This is a genomic window from Spirillospora sp. NPDC000708 (assembly GCF_040299565.1).
GTDB lineage: Bacteria > Actinomycetota > Actinomycetes > Streptosporangiales > Streptosporangiaceae > Spirillospora.
The window spans coordinates 27021-41349 of the sequence record NZ_JBEPCJ010000064.1; the positions used below are offsets into that span (position 1 = coordinate 27021).

A 14329-nucleotide genomic window follows, 5' to 3' on the forward strand; every position below is an offset into this window, starting at 1 on the left:
CCTGCTTCCGACCGTCCTGGGGCCTCCTCTGTTGACCGGCGGGGCGCCCGGGGTGCGGCCCGCGGGGCGGCCCGCCCCGGCGGCCGGCCCCGGCACCGGGCGCCGCGCGGCGCCCGGTGCCGGGATGTGGTTCAGGACCAGCGCTGCGTGACGGGAACGGTCCGCTATAGCCTGCCATGGTGCGAATGCGAGACTCGGCGGACGCGCCGGCCCCCGAAGCGCAACGGGACGCCTACGCGGACTCCTACGCGCTGCTGCTGGCCGCCGTCCCGGAGCGGACGCGCTGGTCGTTCCGCGAGCGGATGCTCGGCCCGCTGGAGGAGTACGACAGCAGCAGGCAGGCCGAGCTCGTGCACACCCTGGAGGTGTTCCTGGCCTGCTCGGGGTCGTGGAGCCGGAGCGCGACCCGGCTGCACGTCCATGTGAACACGCTTCGGTACCGAATCCGCCGAATCGAGGACCTCACCGGCCGGGACCTCGGCACACTTGAGGACCGAGTCGACTTCTTCCTCGCCCTGCGCGCGACGCGTCCGGCGAGCACCCTGTAGGCGACCACAAGGAAGAGCGGGGTCACATGGACCGGGAGACACTGGGGCAGCGCATCCGCGCCCTGCGGATCAGGCAGGGCGTGAGCCAGGCGCAGCTGGCCTTCCCCGAGCTGTCCGACAGCTACATCTCGCTGATCGAGAGCGACAAGCGGGTCCCCGCCCCGAGCGTGGTCGACCTGCTCGCCGTGAAGCTGAACTGCTCGGCGACCTACCTCGTCAGCGGCGTCAGCGAGGACGTCGTGGACGAGCTGCGCGTCACCCTGGACTACGCCGAGATCGCGCTGCGCAACGGCGCCGCGGCCGAGGCGCGGGCCCGGTTCGCCGAGGTGCTGGCCAACGCCGACGCCGTCGCGCTGCCGGAGATGCTGCACCAGGCCCGCTGGGGGCACGCCCTCGCGCTGGAGGCGGCGGGCGAGCTGGAGGAGGCGATCGCCGGGCTGCGCGCGCTGACCGAGGAGGCGTCCGCCGAGGCCGACCTCGACCACTGGGCGCGGGTGCACGTCGCGCTGAGCCGCTGCCTGCGCGAGCGCGGCGACATCAGCGCGGGCGTGCAGGCCGCCGAGGAGGCGCTGCGGCACCTCATCGCGACCGGCGCCGACTCCACCGACGCCGCCGTGCACCTCGGCGCGGCGCTGCTGGCCGCCTTCATCGAGCGCGGCGACCTCGTCCGCGCCCGGCAGCTGGCCGGCCAGCTGGTCGAGCGGGCCGAGCGGATCGGCAGCGCCCGGGCCCGCACGGTCGCCTACTGGGAGGCCGCCAACGTCGCGCAGATCCGCGGCGAGTACGAGGAGGGCGTCGGGCTCGCCGAGCGGGCGCTGCTGCTGGCCGGCGACGGCGAGGACCCGCGCGACCTCAACCGGCTCCGGGTCGTCTACGCGGGGCTGCTGCTGCGCGCCCGGCCCGACCAGGCGGTGCAGGCCCGCGAGCTGCTCGCCCGGGTGAGCGGGGAGATCAACGCCGGCTCCGCCGGGGAGATCGACGTGGCCCGGTGCCTGACCGAGCTGGCCCGCGCGGAGACCGCGCTCGGCCGCCCGGCGGAGGCGGTGCGGCTCGCCGAGGACGCCCTGGAGCTGCTCGGGGACGCGCCGCGCCGGGTCACGGCGGGCGCGCTGACCGTGCTCGGCGAGGCGTGCGTGCGGCTCGGCGACCGCGACCGCGCGGTGGAGGTCCTCACGAGGGCCGCGACGTGCCTGGAGGACATGGAGTCCTCGCGGGAGGCGGCGCAGGCGTGGTTCGACCTCGCCGAGGTGCTCGCCGAGACGGGCACGCGGGAGCCGCGGATGGCCGCCTACCGCCGCGCCCTGACCTGCGTCGGAGTCTGACCGCGACGAATCCCGGATCTTCTGGGGCGAACCGTCCCGGGCGCCGCTGCGTCCGTGAGTCAATGCTGCGAGACGCCTGAAACGGGGAGATATCGGTGTTCGGTGTGGTCCGTCCCTGCAAGCACGCGCTGTGCGGGACGCTCTTCAAGGACTGGATGGCGCACCTGTGCGGGCTGTGCCTGACGCTGCGGGCCGAGCACGGCCAGGCGGCGCGGCTCGTCACCAACTACGACGGGCTGCTCGTCTCCGTGCTGGTGGAGGCGCAGGCGCCGGAGCTGTCGCCGCGCCGCAAGGCCGGGCCCTGCGCGCTGCGCGGGATGAAGACCGCCGAGGTCGTGACCGCGAAGGCGGAGGGCGCGCGGCTGGCGGCGGCCGCGTCGCTGCTGCTCGCCGCCGGGAAGACCCGCGACCACGTCGCGGACGGCGACGGCGCGTACGCGCGCCGGCTGGTCGCCGCCGCCGCGGGCCGGGCCGCCTCCCGCTGGGACGCGGCGGGCGCGCGGACGGGCGCCGCCGTCGGGTTCGACCCGTCGGTGCTGCGCGAGGCCGTCGCCCGGCAGGCTGTGCTGGAGGCCGAGCCGGGCCTGCGGCTGCTCGACCTCACCGAGCCCACCGAGACGGCCGTCGCGGCCGTGTTCGCGCACACCGCGGTCCTCGCCGGCAAGGAGGGCAACGCCGAGACGCTGGCGGAGGCGGGCCGCCACTTCGGCCGCCTCGCGCACCTGATCGACGCCGTCGAGGACGTCGCCGACGACGCGGCGGCGGGCGCGTTCAACCCGCTCCTGGCCACCGGCACGACGCCCGCCGAGGCCCGCCGGTACGCCGACGACGCGCTGCACGGGCTGCGGCTCGCCCTGGCCGACCTGGAGATGGAGCGGCCGCGCCTCGTCCGGGCGCTGCTGGACCGGGAGGTCCGCCGGTCGGTCGACCGGGTCTTCGCCGCCTACCCGCCCGGTCCGGAGCAGCCGCCGTACCGGCCCGGCCAGTACCCGCCGCCCGGCCAGTACCCGCCGCCCGGCGACCCGTCCCAGCACGGCTATCCGCCCCAGCACGGGTACCCGCCCCAGCACGGCGGCGGCCACGGCGACGGCGGCGGCTGGTTCCCGCCGCACGGCGGCGGGGGAGGCGGCGGCGCGAACTTCGGGCACCGGCCGCCGGGGCGCCGCCCGGGATGGCCGATCCCGTGCTTCACCGGGACGGCGGTGTGCCTGACCTGCGGGGTGTTCCAGCCCGACTGGAGCGAGCACCACGGCAAGGACTGCGGGGACCGCTGCTGGTGCACCCGGCATTGCGACGACTGCTGCGACGGCTGCGACTGCTGCAGCGGCTGCGACTGCTGCGACTGCGACTGCTGTGACGGCTGCGACTGCTGTGACTGCGACTGCGGGTGCAATTGATCGTCCGCCCTTGACCAAGCAAAAGCTTGGGTGGCAGTGTCGCGGACGTGGCGAGCCCGACCTTCGCGGACCTTCTGCTGGAACGGGCCGGTGACGGGCACCCCGCGCTCCGGTTCGAGGACGAGACCTACAGCTGGGCGCAGGCCGTGGCGGCCGCCCGGACGCGCGCCGCGCTGCTGCCGGACGCGTGCCCCGAGCCGCCCGGCCGCCCCCGGCACGTCGGGGTGCTGCTGGAGAACGTCCCCGAGTACGTGTTCTGGATCTTCGCCGCGGCGCTCGGCCGCGCCACCGTCGTCGGCGTCAACCCGACCCGGCGCGGCGCCGAGCTGGCCGCCGACGTCCGGCACACCGACTGCGACCTGATCGTCACCGACACCGCCCACCTCCCGCTGCTGGACGCGCTCGGCGAGGAGTTCCCGGCGGACCGGATCCTCGTCGTCGACTCCGCCGCGTACGAGGCGTCGCTGCGTGCGGCGGCGGGCAGAGCGGCGGGCAGAGCGGCGGGCAGGGCGGCGGACGGGGCGGACCGCGGCGACCCCGGCGACCCTGGCGCGCGGCCGGACGACCGGCTGCTGCTCCTGTTCACGTCCGGGTCGACCGGGGCGCCGAAGGCGGTCGCCTGCGGGCAGGGACGGCTCGCCGCGATCGCGGAGCGGTCCGCGATGATGGGGATCGAGCGCGACTCCGTCACCTACGTCGCGATGCCGCTGTTCCACGGCAACGCGGTGATGGCCAACCTCGCGATGGCCGTGCACGCGGGCGCCACCGTCGCGCTGCGCCGCCGCTTCTCCGCGTCCGGCTTCCTGCCCGACGTGCGCCGGTTCGGCGTGACCTACTTCAACTACGTCGGACGCGCCCTCGCCTACATCCTCGCCACCCCCGAGCGGCCCGACGACCACGACAACACGCTGTGGTGCGCGTTCGGCACGGAGGCGTCCGCCCAGGACATGGCCGGGTTCGCGCGCCGGTTCGGATGCCGGATCATCGAGGGCTACGGCTCCAGCGAGGGCGCGATCTCGCTGCGCAAGACGCCGGACTCGCCGCCCGACGCGCTCGGCGTCGCGCCGCCCGACGTCGAGGTCGCCGTGCTCGACCCCGGCACCGGCCGCGAGTGCCCGCGGGCCCGCTTCGACGCCTCCGGCGCCCTGCTCAACCCCGGCGAGGCCATCGGCGAGCTCGCCGGGCTCAACGCCGGCGCCGCCTTCGAGGGCTACTACAAGGACCCGGAGGCCGACGCCGAACGGGTCCGCGGCGGCACGTACTGGAGCGGCGACCTCGGCTACCGCGACGAGGCCGGCTACTTCTACTTCGCCGGGCGCGGCGCCGACCGGCTCCGCGTCGACAGCGAGAACTTCGCCGCCGCGCCGGTCGAGCGGATCCTGTCGCGCTGGCCCGCCGTGGTGATGTGCGCCGTCTACCCCGTCCCGGACCCGCGCACCGGCGACCAGGTGATGGCCGCGCTGGAGTTGCACGACGGCACCGCGTTCGACGCCGACGGGTTCGCCGCCTTTCTGGCCGCGCAGCCCGACCTCGGGACGAAGTGGGCGCCGCGGTTCGTCCGGGTCGTCCGGCAGATGCCGCTGACCGCGACGGGGAAGGTGCACAAGCGGCCGCTCCGCCGCCTCCTGTGGGAACCGGCGGACGGGCAGCGGGTGTGGGTGCGCCCGGGCCGCGCCCTGGCCTACGAGCCGCTGACCGCCGGACACGTCGAGGCTCTGCGCGCCGAGTTCGCCGAGCACGGCCGCGATCACGCTTTGGGCACGCTCTGACGCCCTTCCCCGACCCCGGACGTGCCATCGGCGCCGCGTCAGTACGCTAGAAGGGCCCTGATTCCACCTAGAGAACCCGGCCACCCATGAGAACCCTCACGACCCGCGGGCCCCTGCGCCGCCTCGGTCTCGTCGCCGTCCTCGCCGCCGCGCTCGGCGCCCTGACCGCGACCCCCGCGCTGGCCCACACCCAGCTGGTGAGCAGCACGCCCGGCAAGGGGGCGTCCGCCGCCTCGGTCACCGAGGTGAAGCTGGTCTTCAGCGACGAGATCAGCAACGCCAAGGTGATCGTCAAGGACGCGCACGGCAAGGCCTTCCAGGCGGGCGCCGCCGAGCACCAGGGCACCACGGTCACGCAGAAGCTGACCGGCGCGCTGCCCGCCGGGTCGTACACGGTCGCCTACCGGGTCGTCGGCGCGGACGGGCACCCCGTCCAGGCCGACGGCCTCACCTTCACCGCGACCGCCGCCGGCGGGGACGGGAGCACCGGGGAGCAGCCGCAGGCGGCTCCCAAGGGCGGCGTGGGCGCGGTCGACCAGACCGGCGCCGCCGCGACCAGCAACGAGCAGCCCCTCAAGATCGACCAGCAGCAGGCCGCCGAGTCCGACTCCGGGTCCGGGATGGTGACCTGGGGCCTGATCGGCGTCGGCGTCCTGCTCGGCATCGGCATCGGCGTGGCCATCGTCTACCGGGCCAAGCGCAAGCACGGGGCGGCCGCCGCGAGTGAGTGACGAACACCAGTGATCGGGGTCTGGCAGTGAGGAACGTCGGTGAGTGAGGGCGGCCTGCGCGTGCTGCGCGCCGCCGCCGCGGCGGTCGCGGCGGGGGCCGCGGTCCTGGTGGCCGCGCTCGTCCTCGGCGGGGCGGTGACCGAGCAGGTCATCCCCGGCATCGGGGACGCCGGCGCCGCCACCCGGTGGGGGCTGCCCGCGTCGCGGACGGCGATGGACCTGCTGTCCGCGCTGACCGTCGGCGCGCTCCTCGCGGGCGCCGCGCTGCTGCCCGTCGAGGGCGGGCGCGACGCGCCGAAGCTGTCCCGGGACTCGGTCGGCTACCTGCGCGCGGCGTCGTGGCTGGCGGCCGGATGGGCCGCCGCCGCGGCGGCCACGCTGGTGTTCACCGTCGCCGACGTGCTCGGCCAGCCGGTCACCGAGGTGATCGGCGGCAACGAGCTGAGCAGCTACGTCGGCTCGCTGGAGCAGGGCACCGCGCTGATGATCGTGGTGCTGCTGGCCGTCGTGGTGGCGCTGCTGGCGCGCACCACGACCACCCCGGCCGCCGCGTTCGGGCTGCTGGCCATGGCCGGGATCGCGCTGCTGCCGCCGCCGCTCACCGGGCACTCCGCGTCGGCCGCCAACCACGAGGTCGCCGTCACCGGCGTCGCGCTGCACGTCGCCGCGATCGCGCCGTGGGTCGGCGGCCTCGCGGTCGTCGGCGCGCACGCGCTGCTCGGCCGCGACAAGCTGCCGATCATGGCCGAGCGGTTCAGCCGGATGGCGCTGTGGTGCTACATCACCGTCGGCGCCAGCGGCATGGTCAACGTGATCTCCCGGCTGCCGGACCCGTCGGAGCTGGTCACCACCGACTACGGGCGGCTCGCCCTCGGCAAGATCATCGCGTTCGCGGCGCTCGGCTGGTTCGGCTGGTGGCACCGCGAGCGGACGATCCCGGCGCTGCACGACCGCAGGCCGCGCGCGTTCGCGCGGCTCGCCGCCGTCGAGGCCGCCGTCATGGCCGCCACCATGGGCCTCGCCGTCGCGCTCGCCCGCACCGCGCCGCCACCGGAGACCGGCACCGAGTCGGCGATCAAGACGCAGCTCGGCTTCGACATGCCGCCGCACATCAACCTCGAGCGGCTCGCGACGCTGTGGCACTTCGACCTGTTCTTCGGCGTCCTGGTCGTCGTGCTCGGCGGCCTGTACCTGGCGGGGGTGCTGCGGCTGCGGCGGCGCGGCGACTCCTGGCCGGTCGGACGCACCGTCTCCTGGTTCTTCGGGCTGCTGACGATCGTCATCGTCACCCAGACGGGCGTCTCCCGGTACGCGCCGATCCTGTTCAGCGTGCACATGGCGCAGCACATGGTGCTGAACATGCTGACGCCGATCTTCCTGGTGGCCGGCGCGCCGACGACGCTGGCGCTGCGCGCGCTCAAGCCCGCCCGGATCCGCGGCGACCGCGGCCCGCGCGAGTGGCTCACCGCGATGCTGCACAGCCGGTTCGTCCGGTTCGTCGCCCATCCGGCGTTCGCCACGATCCTGTTCATGGGCAGCACGTTCGCGCTGTACTTCACGCCGCTGTTCGAGAAGCTCATGGGCGACCACCTCGGGCACATCGCGATGATGGTGCACTTCCTGGCGTCGGGCTGCCTGTTCTTCTGGGTGCTGCTCGGCATCGACCCGGCGCCGCGCCGGCTGCCGCACCCGATGCGGCTGCTCCTGCTGTTCGTCACCATGCCGTTCCACGCGTTCTTCGGCATCGCGCTGATGAGCCTGAACCAGGCGCTCGCGACCGGCTGGTACAACGCCGTCAACCCGCCGTGGGGCACCAGGATCCTGCACGACCAGCACACCGCCGGGTCGATCGCGTGGGCGTTCGGCGAGGTGCCGACCTTCGTCGTCCTGCTGGTGATGGCGTTCCAGTGGTACGCCGACGACCAGCGGCAGGCCCGCCGGATGGATCGCAAGGCCGACCGCGCCGCCGAGCGCACCGCGCGCGGTGAGGCGGGCGCGGAGGAGGACGAGCTCGCCGCCTACAACGCGCGCCTGGCCAAGCTCGCCGAGCGCGACCGGCTCGCGGGCGGGCAGGACCGCAAGGCCGCCCGGCAGCCCGAGGCGTGACGCCGCCGCTGGCGTGGCGGGCGGCTCCCCCGTGCGGGGGAGCCGTGCCGGTCGCGCGGGGGAGGGGGCGGCGGCGCCGTTCTGCCAGGATCGGGGAGTGGCCGGTGCACTGCATCCGCTGATCGAGCGGACGACCTGGCGGCGCTGGGCCCACCTGGTGGTGGGCGGTGCGCTGCTCATGCCGTACTGGTTCCTCGGCATGACCCTCGCCGCGCTCCTGCCCTTCAACGGGCCGGGCGCGGGGGTGCTGGCGCTGCTGGTGTTCCCGGCGGCCGCCGCGTTCGTCACCGGTCTCGTCCCGTCGGTGCGGCTGCTGGAGAGCTCGCTGGCCAAGGAGCTGCTGCGGGGCCCGGCGGCGGCGCTGGCGCCCGGCCCGGCGGCGACCTGGGAGAGCCGGACGCGGTCCGGTGCGTGGTTCACCCTGCACCTGTTCGCCGGGGTGGTCGTCAGCGGGCTCAGCCTGGCCGTGCCGCCGTTCGCGTTCGTGCTGGTCATGGCGCCGCTGGTGGACTGGGACGAGCGGCTGCTCGGCCGGTGGGCCCGGCCCGGGACGTGGGCGGAGTGGGCGGCGCCGCCGGCCGGGATCGCCGGGGTGGCGGTGCTGCTCGTCCTGATCGTGGCGGGCGGCGCGCTGCTGGCGCGGCTGGCGCCGCGGTTCCTCGGGCCGACCGCCGCGGAGCGGCTCGCGGAGCTGGAGGCGCGGGCGGTCCGGCTCGCCGAGCGCAACCGGCTGGCGCGCGAGCTGCACGACTCGGTGGGGCACGCGCTCAGCGTCGTGACGCTGCAGGCGGGCGCGGCCGGGCGCGTCCTGGACACCGATCCGGAGTTCGCCCGGGAGGCGCTCGGCGCGATCGAGGAGTCGGCGCGCGCCGCGCTGGAGGACCTCGACCACGTGCTCGGGCTGCTGCGCGAGGACCGGTCCCGGCCGGCGCCGCAGCCCACGCTGAAGGATCTCGGCCGCGTGCTGGAGCAGACGCGGCTCGCCGGGGTGCGGCTCGACTCGGAGGTGGACCCGCAGGTCGAGCACGTGCCCGCGGCGGTCTCCCGGGAGGCGTACCGGATCGTCCAGGAGGGGCTGACGAACGCGCTGCGGCACGCGGGCAAGGTGCCGGTGCGGCTGCGCCTCGGCGTGTCCGGGGAGCGGCTGGAGATGGAGATGAGCAATCCGCTGGGGGCACGCGGCGTGGGGGCGGGCCACGGTGGCGGGCGCGGGCTCGGCGGCATCCGCGAGCGCGTCACCGTGCTGCGGGGCGAGATGACGGCCGGGCCGGACGGCGACCGCTGGCGGATGCACGTGTCGCTGCCGCTCGGCCGCGTCTCCTGAGCGGGCGGCGGTGGCCCGTCCCCGGAGCGGCGCGCTCCACCGGACGCGGCCGTTCCATGAGAGAGAGCAGCGCCGCCCGTGCGGGCGGTGCTTCGTGAGAGGGTCCGGGACATGACGATCAAGGTGCTGCTGGTCGACGACGAGCGGCTGATCCGGGCGGGGCTGGCGGCGATCATCAACGCCGAGGACGACCTGGCCGTGGTCGGCGAGGCGTCCGACGGCGCGGAGGTGCCCGACGCGGTGGCGCGGCTCCGCCCGGACGTGATCCTGATGGACGTGCGGATGCCGCGGCTCGACGGGATCCAGGCGACCCGCCACATCCTGGACACCGTCCGCGAGCCTCCGAGGATCATCGTCGTGACGACGTTCGAGAACGACGAGTACGTCTACGACGCGCTGAAGGCCGGCGCGAACGGGTTCCTGCTGAAGCGGACGCGGCCGGAGGAGATCCTGCAGGCGGTCCGGATGGTCGCGCACGGCGACAGCCTGCTGTTCCCGGCCGCGATCCGGGAGCTGGCCGCCGCGCACGGGCCGTCGCCGGCCGGCGGGCGGGCGGCGCGCTGGCACGGCGAGCTGACCGAGCGGGAGGCGGACGTGCTGCGGCTGGTGGCGAAGGGCCGCTCCAACGCCGAGATCGCCGGGGAGCTGTTCGTGAGCCCGCAGACGGTGAAGACGCACGTCGGGAACATCCTCGCCAAGCTCCAGGCGCGGGACCGGACGCAGGCGGTCATCCTCGCCTACGAGACGGGCTTCATCACCCCGGGCTGACCCGGCATGATCGCCTCATGAGGGACTTCCGGTTCGGGTTCAACTTCTTCGACATCGCCTCCCCCGGGGACTTCGTCGAGCGGTGCCGGCGGGGCGAGCGGTACGGCTACGACGTGGCGCAGGTCCCCGACCACCTCGGCTCGCCGGCGCCGTTCCCGACGATGGTCGCGGCGGCGGACGCGACCGAGCGGCTGCGGGTCGGCACGCTGGTGCTGAACGCCGCCTTCTGGAACGCGCACCTGCTGGCCCGCGAGATCGCGACCGCCGACCGGCTCACCGGCGGGCGGGTCGAGGTCGGCCTCGGCGCGGGGCACATGAAGTGGGAGTTCGACGCGGCGGGGATCGCGTGGGAGCCGTTCGCCGACCGCGTCGAGCGGATGACGGCGCTGATCGAGGAGCTCGGGCGGCTGTTCGGCGGTCCGGACTACGCCGAGCGCAGGCCGGTGGCCGAGCACTTCGGGCTCGCCGACCTCGCGCCGGTGCAGCGCTCGGGGTTCGGCGGCTCCGGCCCGCCGCTGCTGGTCGGCGGCACCGGCGACACGGTGCTGCGGGCCGCCGCCGAGCACGCCGACATCGTCGGGATCGCGGGGATGTACCAGGTCGAGGGCGCGCCGCCGGGGACGTTCCGGATGGGGACGGCCGAGCAGGCGGCCGAGCGGGTCGCGTTCGCCCGCGCGCACGCGGGGGAGCGGGCCGGCGCGATCGAGTGGAACGTGCTCGTCCAGCACGTCGAGGTCACCCCGGACCGGCGGGCCGCGGCCGAGCGGATCCGGGACGCCCGCGTCCCGGACATGAGCGTCGAGGAGGTGCTGGACACGCCGTTCGCGCTCATCGGCACGCACGAGCAGATCGCCGAGCAGTTGCGGGAGCGGCGCGAGCGGTTCGGCTTCTCCCACGTGACGGTGCACGGCCCGTTCCTGGACGAGTTCGGGCCGGTGATCGAGCTGCTGCGCTGACCCGCCGCCCCGACCCGCCGCCCCGACCCGCCGCACAGGGGCGCCCGGTCCCTCTCCTAAAGTGGTGAACGCGATTCTAGAATGAGCCTCTGGAAAGGGACGACGATGGGCGCGACGTCTTCCGAGACCACCCCGCACTGGTTCGCCGGTGTGCCGCATTCGCTCGACTACCCGGACGTCCCGGTCGGCGCGATCCTCGCGGGCGCCGCGCGGCGCTGGGGCGACCGGACGGCCCTGCACCACGCCGGGCGCGACCTGTCCTTCACCGGGCTGGCGCGCGCGTCCGCCCGGTTCGCGCACGGCCTGATCGAGCGGGGCGTCGGCCGCGGCGACGTCGTCGCGCTGCACCTGCCGAACATCCCGCAGTTCGCGATCGCCTACTACGGGACGCTGCTGGCGGGCGCCACGTTCTCCCCGTGCAACCCGCTGCTGCCGCCGGACGAGCTGGCCTTCCAGCTCGCCGACTGCGGCGCGGCGGTGGTCGTCACCCTCGACCTGCTCGCCGGGCCGGTCGCGCAGGTCCTCGACCGGACGAGGGTCCGCACGGTGGTGGTCGCGGGCTCGGGCGGCGGCCCGGCGGACGTGGCCGGCCTGTGCGACGGCGCGTTCGCCGGCCGCGGCGTGGCGTTCGAGGAGGTCGGCGAGGGCCGCCCGGAGGAGTTCCCCGAGGTCGCGATCGACCCCCGCCGCGATCTGGCGCACATCGCCTACACCGGTGGGACGACCGGCCGCTCCAAGGGCGTCATGCTCCCGCACCGCAACGTCGTGGTGAACACGCTGCAGTTCGCCTGCTCCGGGACGGGGTCGGTGCCCGAGCCCGACGGCCACGGCGGGCTGACGCTCCGCTCGACCGCTCCGGAGGGGGAGTACCCGACGCCGCTCGGCGAGGGCGTCATCGTCAGCGTCGCGCCCTGGTTCCACGCGATGGGCACGGTCGGCTACCTGAACTCCCAGTTCATGACCGGGACGACGATCGTGAGCCACCCGCGCCTGGACGTCCCGGCGTTCCTGGCCGACATGGAGCGGTTCCGCGCCACCGCGCTCGGCGGCGCGCCCGCGATGTTCGCCGCGCTGCTGGCCCACCCGTCGTTCGCGGAGCGCGACCTGTCGTCGGTGCGCGGCGTCCGGTCGGGCGCCGCGCCGCTGTCGCACGAGATGATCGCGCGGCTGCGCGCCGCCTTCCCGGACGCGGTGGTCGTCGAGGCGTACGGGCTCAGCGAGGTGACGATGGGCGCGACCGCGAACCCGACGCACCGGTCGGGGGTGCGCAAGACCGGTACCGTCGGCGTCCCGGTCCCGGACGTCCGGGTGAAGATCGTCGCGGCGGACGCCCCGTCCGTGGACGAGGCGACCCCCGCGCTGCCGCCCGGCGCGGAGGGCGAGGTGTGCGTGCACGGCCCGCAGGTCATGACCGGCTACCTGAACCGGCCGGAGGAGACCGCGGCGGTGCTCGGCCCCGACGGCTGGCTGCGCACGGGCGACGTCGGCGTGCTCGACGAGGACGGCTACCTGTCCATCGTCGACCGCAAGAAGGACATGCTGCTCTACAACGGCTACAACGTGTACCCCCGCGAGCTGGAGGAGAAGCTGCTCGCCCACCCCGCCGTCGCGGGCGCCGCCGTGGTCGGCCGCCCCGACCCGAAGGCGGGGGAGCTGCCGACCGCGTTCGTCGTCCGCTCCGGCGAGGTGACCGCGGACGAGCTGCTGGAGCACGTCAACGCCGCCGTCGTGCACTACAAGAGGCTCCGCGAGGTCCGGTTCGTGGACGAGATCCCGGTGTCCGCGGCCGGCAAGGTCCTCAAGCGGGAGTTGCGCGCGTCGCTGTGACGGGCGGCCGGCGCAGCGTCGCGGCGAGCTCCAGCACGGGCGCCGCGTCGCCGCGCGGGCTGATCAGCAGGTCGGTCGCGCCGGCGTCGGCGAAGCGGCGCAGCTCCCGCTCCACGGTCGCCTCGTCGCCGGCGACGACCGTCTCGTGCACGCCGGACAGCCCCTGCCGGTCGAGGATCGCCCGGTAGCCGGGGAACTGCGACGCGGCCGCGAACTGCTCGGCGAGCCGGTTCCGGACGCCGTCGGGGTCGGTGGTGAGCGCGACGACGACGCCGGCCAGCACGCGCGGCGCGGGGCGCCCGGCGGCCTCGGCGGCCCGGGTGATCGAGGGCACGATATGGTCGGCGATCGCGGCGGCGCCGGTCCAGGTCGTCACGGTCCCGTCGGCGAGCTCGCCGGCGACCCGGAGCATCGCCGGTCCGAGCGCGGAGACGATCACCGGCGGCGCGGTCGCGCCGGGCGCGTCCACCGTGCCCACCGCGGTGAGCGTCTCGCCGCGGTACTCGACGTCCTCGCCGCGCAGCAGCGGGCGCAGCGCCGACAGGTACTCGCGGACGTGCCGCGCGGGCCGCTCGTAGGCGATGCCGTGCCCGCCCTCGATGACCGGCGGGTGGCTCGGCCCGATGCCGAGCGTGAAGCGCCCGCCCGCCATCGCCTGCGCGGTGAGGGCCTGGCTCGCCAGGGCGAGGGGGTGCCGCGGCCAGGTCGGGACGACCGCGGTGCCGACCTCCAGGCCGGGCGTCTCCCGCCCGGCGAGGGCGGCGGCCATGAGGCCGTCCCACGACGGGACGTGGCCGAAGAAGACGCTGTCGAGCCCCGCGTCGCGCGCCAGCCGGGCCTGGGCGACGACGTCGTCCAGCGGCGCCCCCGCGGCGAGGGCGAACATTCCGATGCGCATGGACCGCTCCTAACCTGAACCTGATGTTCCGCTTCTGCTTACGGGGACAGAGTAACCTGAACCCGATGTTCCGCTTGACCGGAGGAGGAGACGGGTGCGAGCCGACGCCCGGCGCAACCGCGAGCGCATCGTCGCGTCCGCGCTGGACCTGTTCGCCGCGCGGGGATGCGCGGTGAGCATGGACGACATCGCGCGCGCGGCCGGCCTCGGCGTGGGCACGCTGTACCGGCACTTCCCGGACCGGCGCGCCCTCGTCGAGGAGATCGCCGTGTCCGCGCTGGTCCGGTTCCGCGACCGGATCGCCGAGGTGCGGGAGCGGGACGTGCCGCGCTGGGACGTCCTGGCGCTGGCCGTGGAGCACTGCGCCGGCGAGCCGTTCGCGCTGATCAAGTCGCTCGCCGGGGACGGCCCCGCGCCGCCCGAGCGGCTGGAGATCCAGGCGGAGGTGGATTCCCTGCTGGAGAAGCTGGCCGCCGAGGCGCAGGAGGAGGGCGCGGTCCGCAGCGACATCGGCCCGGCGGAGGTGGTCGAGATCATCAGCATGGCCGTCTGCCGCCCCGGCGCCCGCGCCGGCGACCCCGTCACCCGCGTCGTGCTGGACGGCCTGCGCGCCCGCCCGTGACCCGCCCGCGCCGGATCCTCAATCGCCGCTTACGTCTCATTTACCTGCGAGTAGCTACAAA

The 14329-nt window shown here is 75.2% G+C and carries 11 protein-coding genes and 1 pseudogene; 11 read left to right on the forward strand and 1 reads right to left on the reverse strand.

All coding sequences use genetic code 11. From position 1 onward, the window contains the following. Window positions 1-230: 230 nt before the first annotated feature. The 10 genes and pseudogenes from ABT299_RS35195 to ABT299_RS35240 form a co-directional block, all read left to right on the forward strand. Window positions 231-548 (forward strand): annotated as a pseudogene (locus tag ABT299_RS35195) (PucR family transcriptional regulator); the annotation flags it as partial. A 26-nt stretch (window positions 549-574) separates the two neighbouring features. After that, entirely contained in the window at window positions 575-1870 is a 1296-nt protein-coding gene (locus tag ABT299_RS35200) for a helix-turn-helix domain-containing protein (protein ID WP_500253360.1), read from the forward strand. Window positions 1871-1965: 95 nt separating this feature from the next. After that, window positions 1966-3267, forward strand: coding sequence for a DUF5685 family protein (locus ABT299_RS35205; RefSeq protein ID WP_190864267.1), 1302 nt, complete (start codon window positions 1966-1968; stop codon window positions 3265-3267). Window positions 3268-3314: 47 nt separating this feature from the next. Next, on the forward strand, window positions 3315-5036 hold the full coding sequence (locus tag ABT299_RS35210; protein ID WP_500253361.1) for an AMP-binding protein: 1722 nt from the start codon (window positions 3315-3317) through the stop codon (window positions 5034-5036). Window positions 5037-5122: 86 nt separating this feature from the next. Further along, window positions 5123-5767: a copper resistance CopC family protein gene (locus ABT299_RS35215; RefSeq protein WP_500253362.1), complete on the forward strand. Its 645-nt coding sequence runs from the start codon at window positions 5123-5125 to the stop codon at window positions 5765-5767. A gap of 39 nt (window positions 5768-5806) precedes the next feature. Then, window positions 5807-7873, forward strand: a complete 2067-nt coding sequence (locus ABT299_RS35220; protein ID WP_500253363.1) for a bifunctional copper resistance protein CopD/cytochrome c oxidase assembly protein — start codon at window positions 5807-5809, stop codon at window positions 7871-7873. Window positions 7874-7970: 97 nt separating this feature from the next. Further along, window positions 7971-9197: a sensor histidine kinase gene (locus ABT299_RS35225; RefSeq protein WP_347256974.1), complete on the forward strand. Its 1227-nt coding sequence runs from the start codon at window positions 7971-7973 to the stop codon at window positions 9195-9197. Between the two features lie 111 nt (window positions 9198-9308). Next, entirely contained in the window at window positions 9309-9965 is a 657-nt protein-coding gene (locus tag ABT299_RS35230; protein ID WP_500253364.1) for a response regulator, read from the forward strand. Window positions 9966-9982: 17 nt separating this feature from the next. Next, window positions 9983-10921 carry a TIGR03621 family F420-dependent LLM class oxidoreductase gene (locus tag ABT299_RS35235; RefSeq protein WP_500253365.1) on the forward strand — a complete coding sequence of 313 codons (939 nt, stop codon included), beginning with the start codon at window positions 9983-9985 and terminating at the stop codon, window positions 10919-10921. Between the two features lie 105 nt (window positions 10922-11026). Beyond that, on the forward strand, window positions 11027-12748 hold the full coding sequence (locus ABT299_RS35240; protein WP_500253366.1) for a class I adenylate-forming enzyme family protein: 1722 nt from the start codon (window positions 11027-11029) through the stop codon (window positions 12746-12748). On the opposite strand, the gene ABT299_RS35245 is transcribed toward ABT299_RS35240, so the two are convergent. Beyond that, on the reverse strand, window positions 12720-13646 hold the full coding sequence (locus tag ABT299_RS35245) for a TIGR03564 family F420-dependent LLM class oxidoreductase (RefSeq protein ID WP_500253367.1): 927 nt from the start codon (window positions 13644-13646) through the stop codon (window positions 12720-12722). The two genes, ABT299_RS35240 and ABT299_RS35245, sit on opposite strands and share 29 nt — an antisense overlap. Window positions 13647-13740: 94 nt before the next feature. On the opposite strand from ABT299_RS35245, the gene ABT299_RS35250 reads away from it, so the two are divergent. Continuing rightward, a complete protein-coding gene (locus tag ABT299_RS35250) occupies window positions 13741-14268 on the forward strand; it encodes a TetR/AcrR family transcriptional regulator (protein ID WP_387028828.1) in 528 nt (175 codons plus the stop codon). Window positions 14269-14329 lie beyond the last annotated feature (61 nt).

Bases quoted from the DNA above. Each gene is read 5' to 3' on its own strand.
- ABT299_RS35215 (WP_500253362.1), top strand. From the start codon at position 5,123: ATGAGAACCCTCACGACCCGCGGGCCCCTGCGCCGCCTCGGTCTCGTC.
- ABT299_RS35235 (WP_500253365.1), top strand. From the start codon at position 9,983: ATGAGGGACTTCCGGTTCGGGTTCAACTTCTTCGACATCGCCTCCCCC.
- ABT299_RS35230 (WP_500253364.1), top strand. From the start codon at position 9,309: ATGACGATCAAGGTGCTGCTGGTCGACGACGAGCGGCTGATCCGGGCG.
- ABT299_RS35200 (WP_500253360.1), top strand. From the start codon at position 575: ATGGACCGGGAGACACTGGGGCAGCGCATCCGCGCCCTGCGGATCAGG.
- ABT299_RS35240 (WP_500253366.1), top strand. From the start codon at position 11,027: ATGGGCGCGACGTCTTCCGAGACCACCCCGCACTGGTTCGCCGGTGTG.
- ABT299_RS35245 (WP_500253367.1), bottom strand. From the start codon at position 13,646: ATGCGCATCGGAATGTTCGCCCTCGCCGCGGGGGCGCCGCTGGACGAC.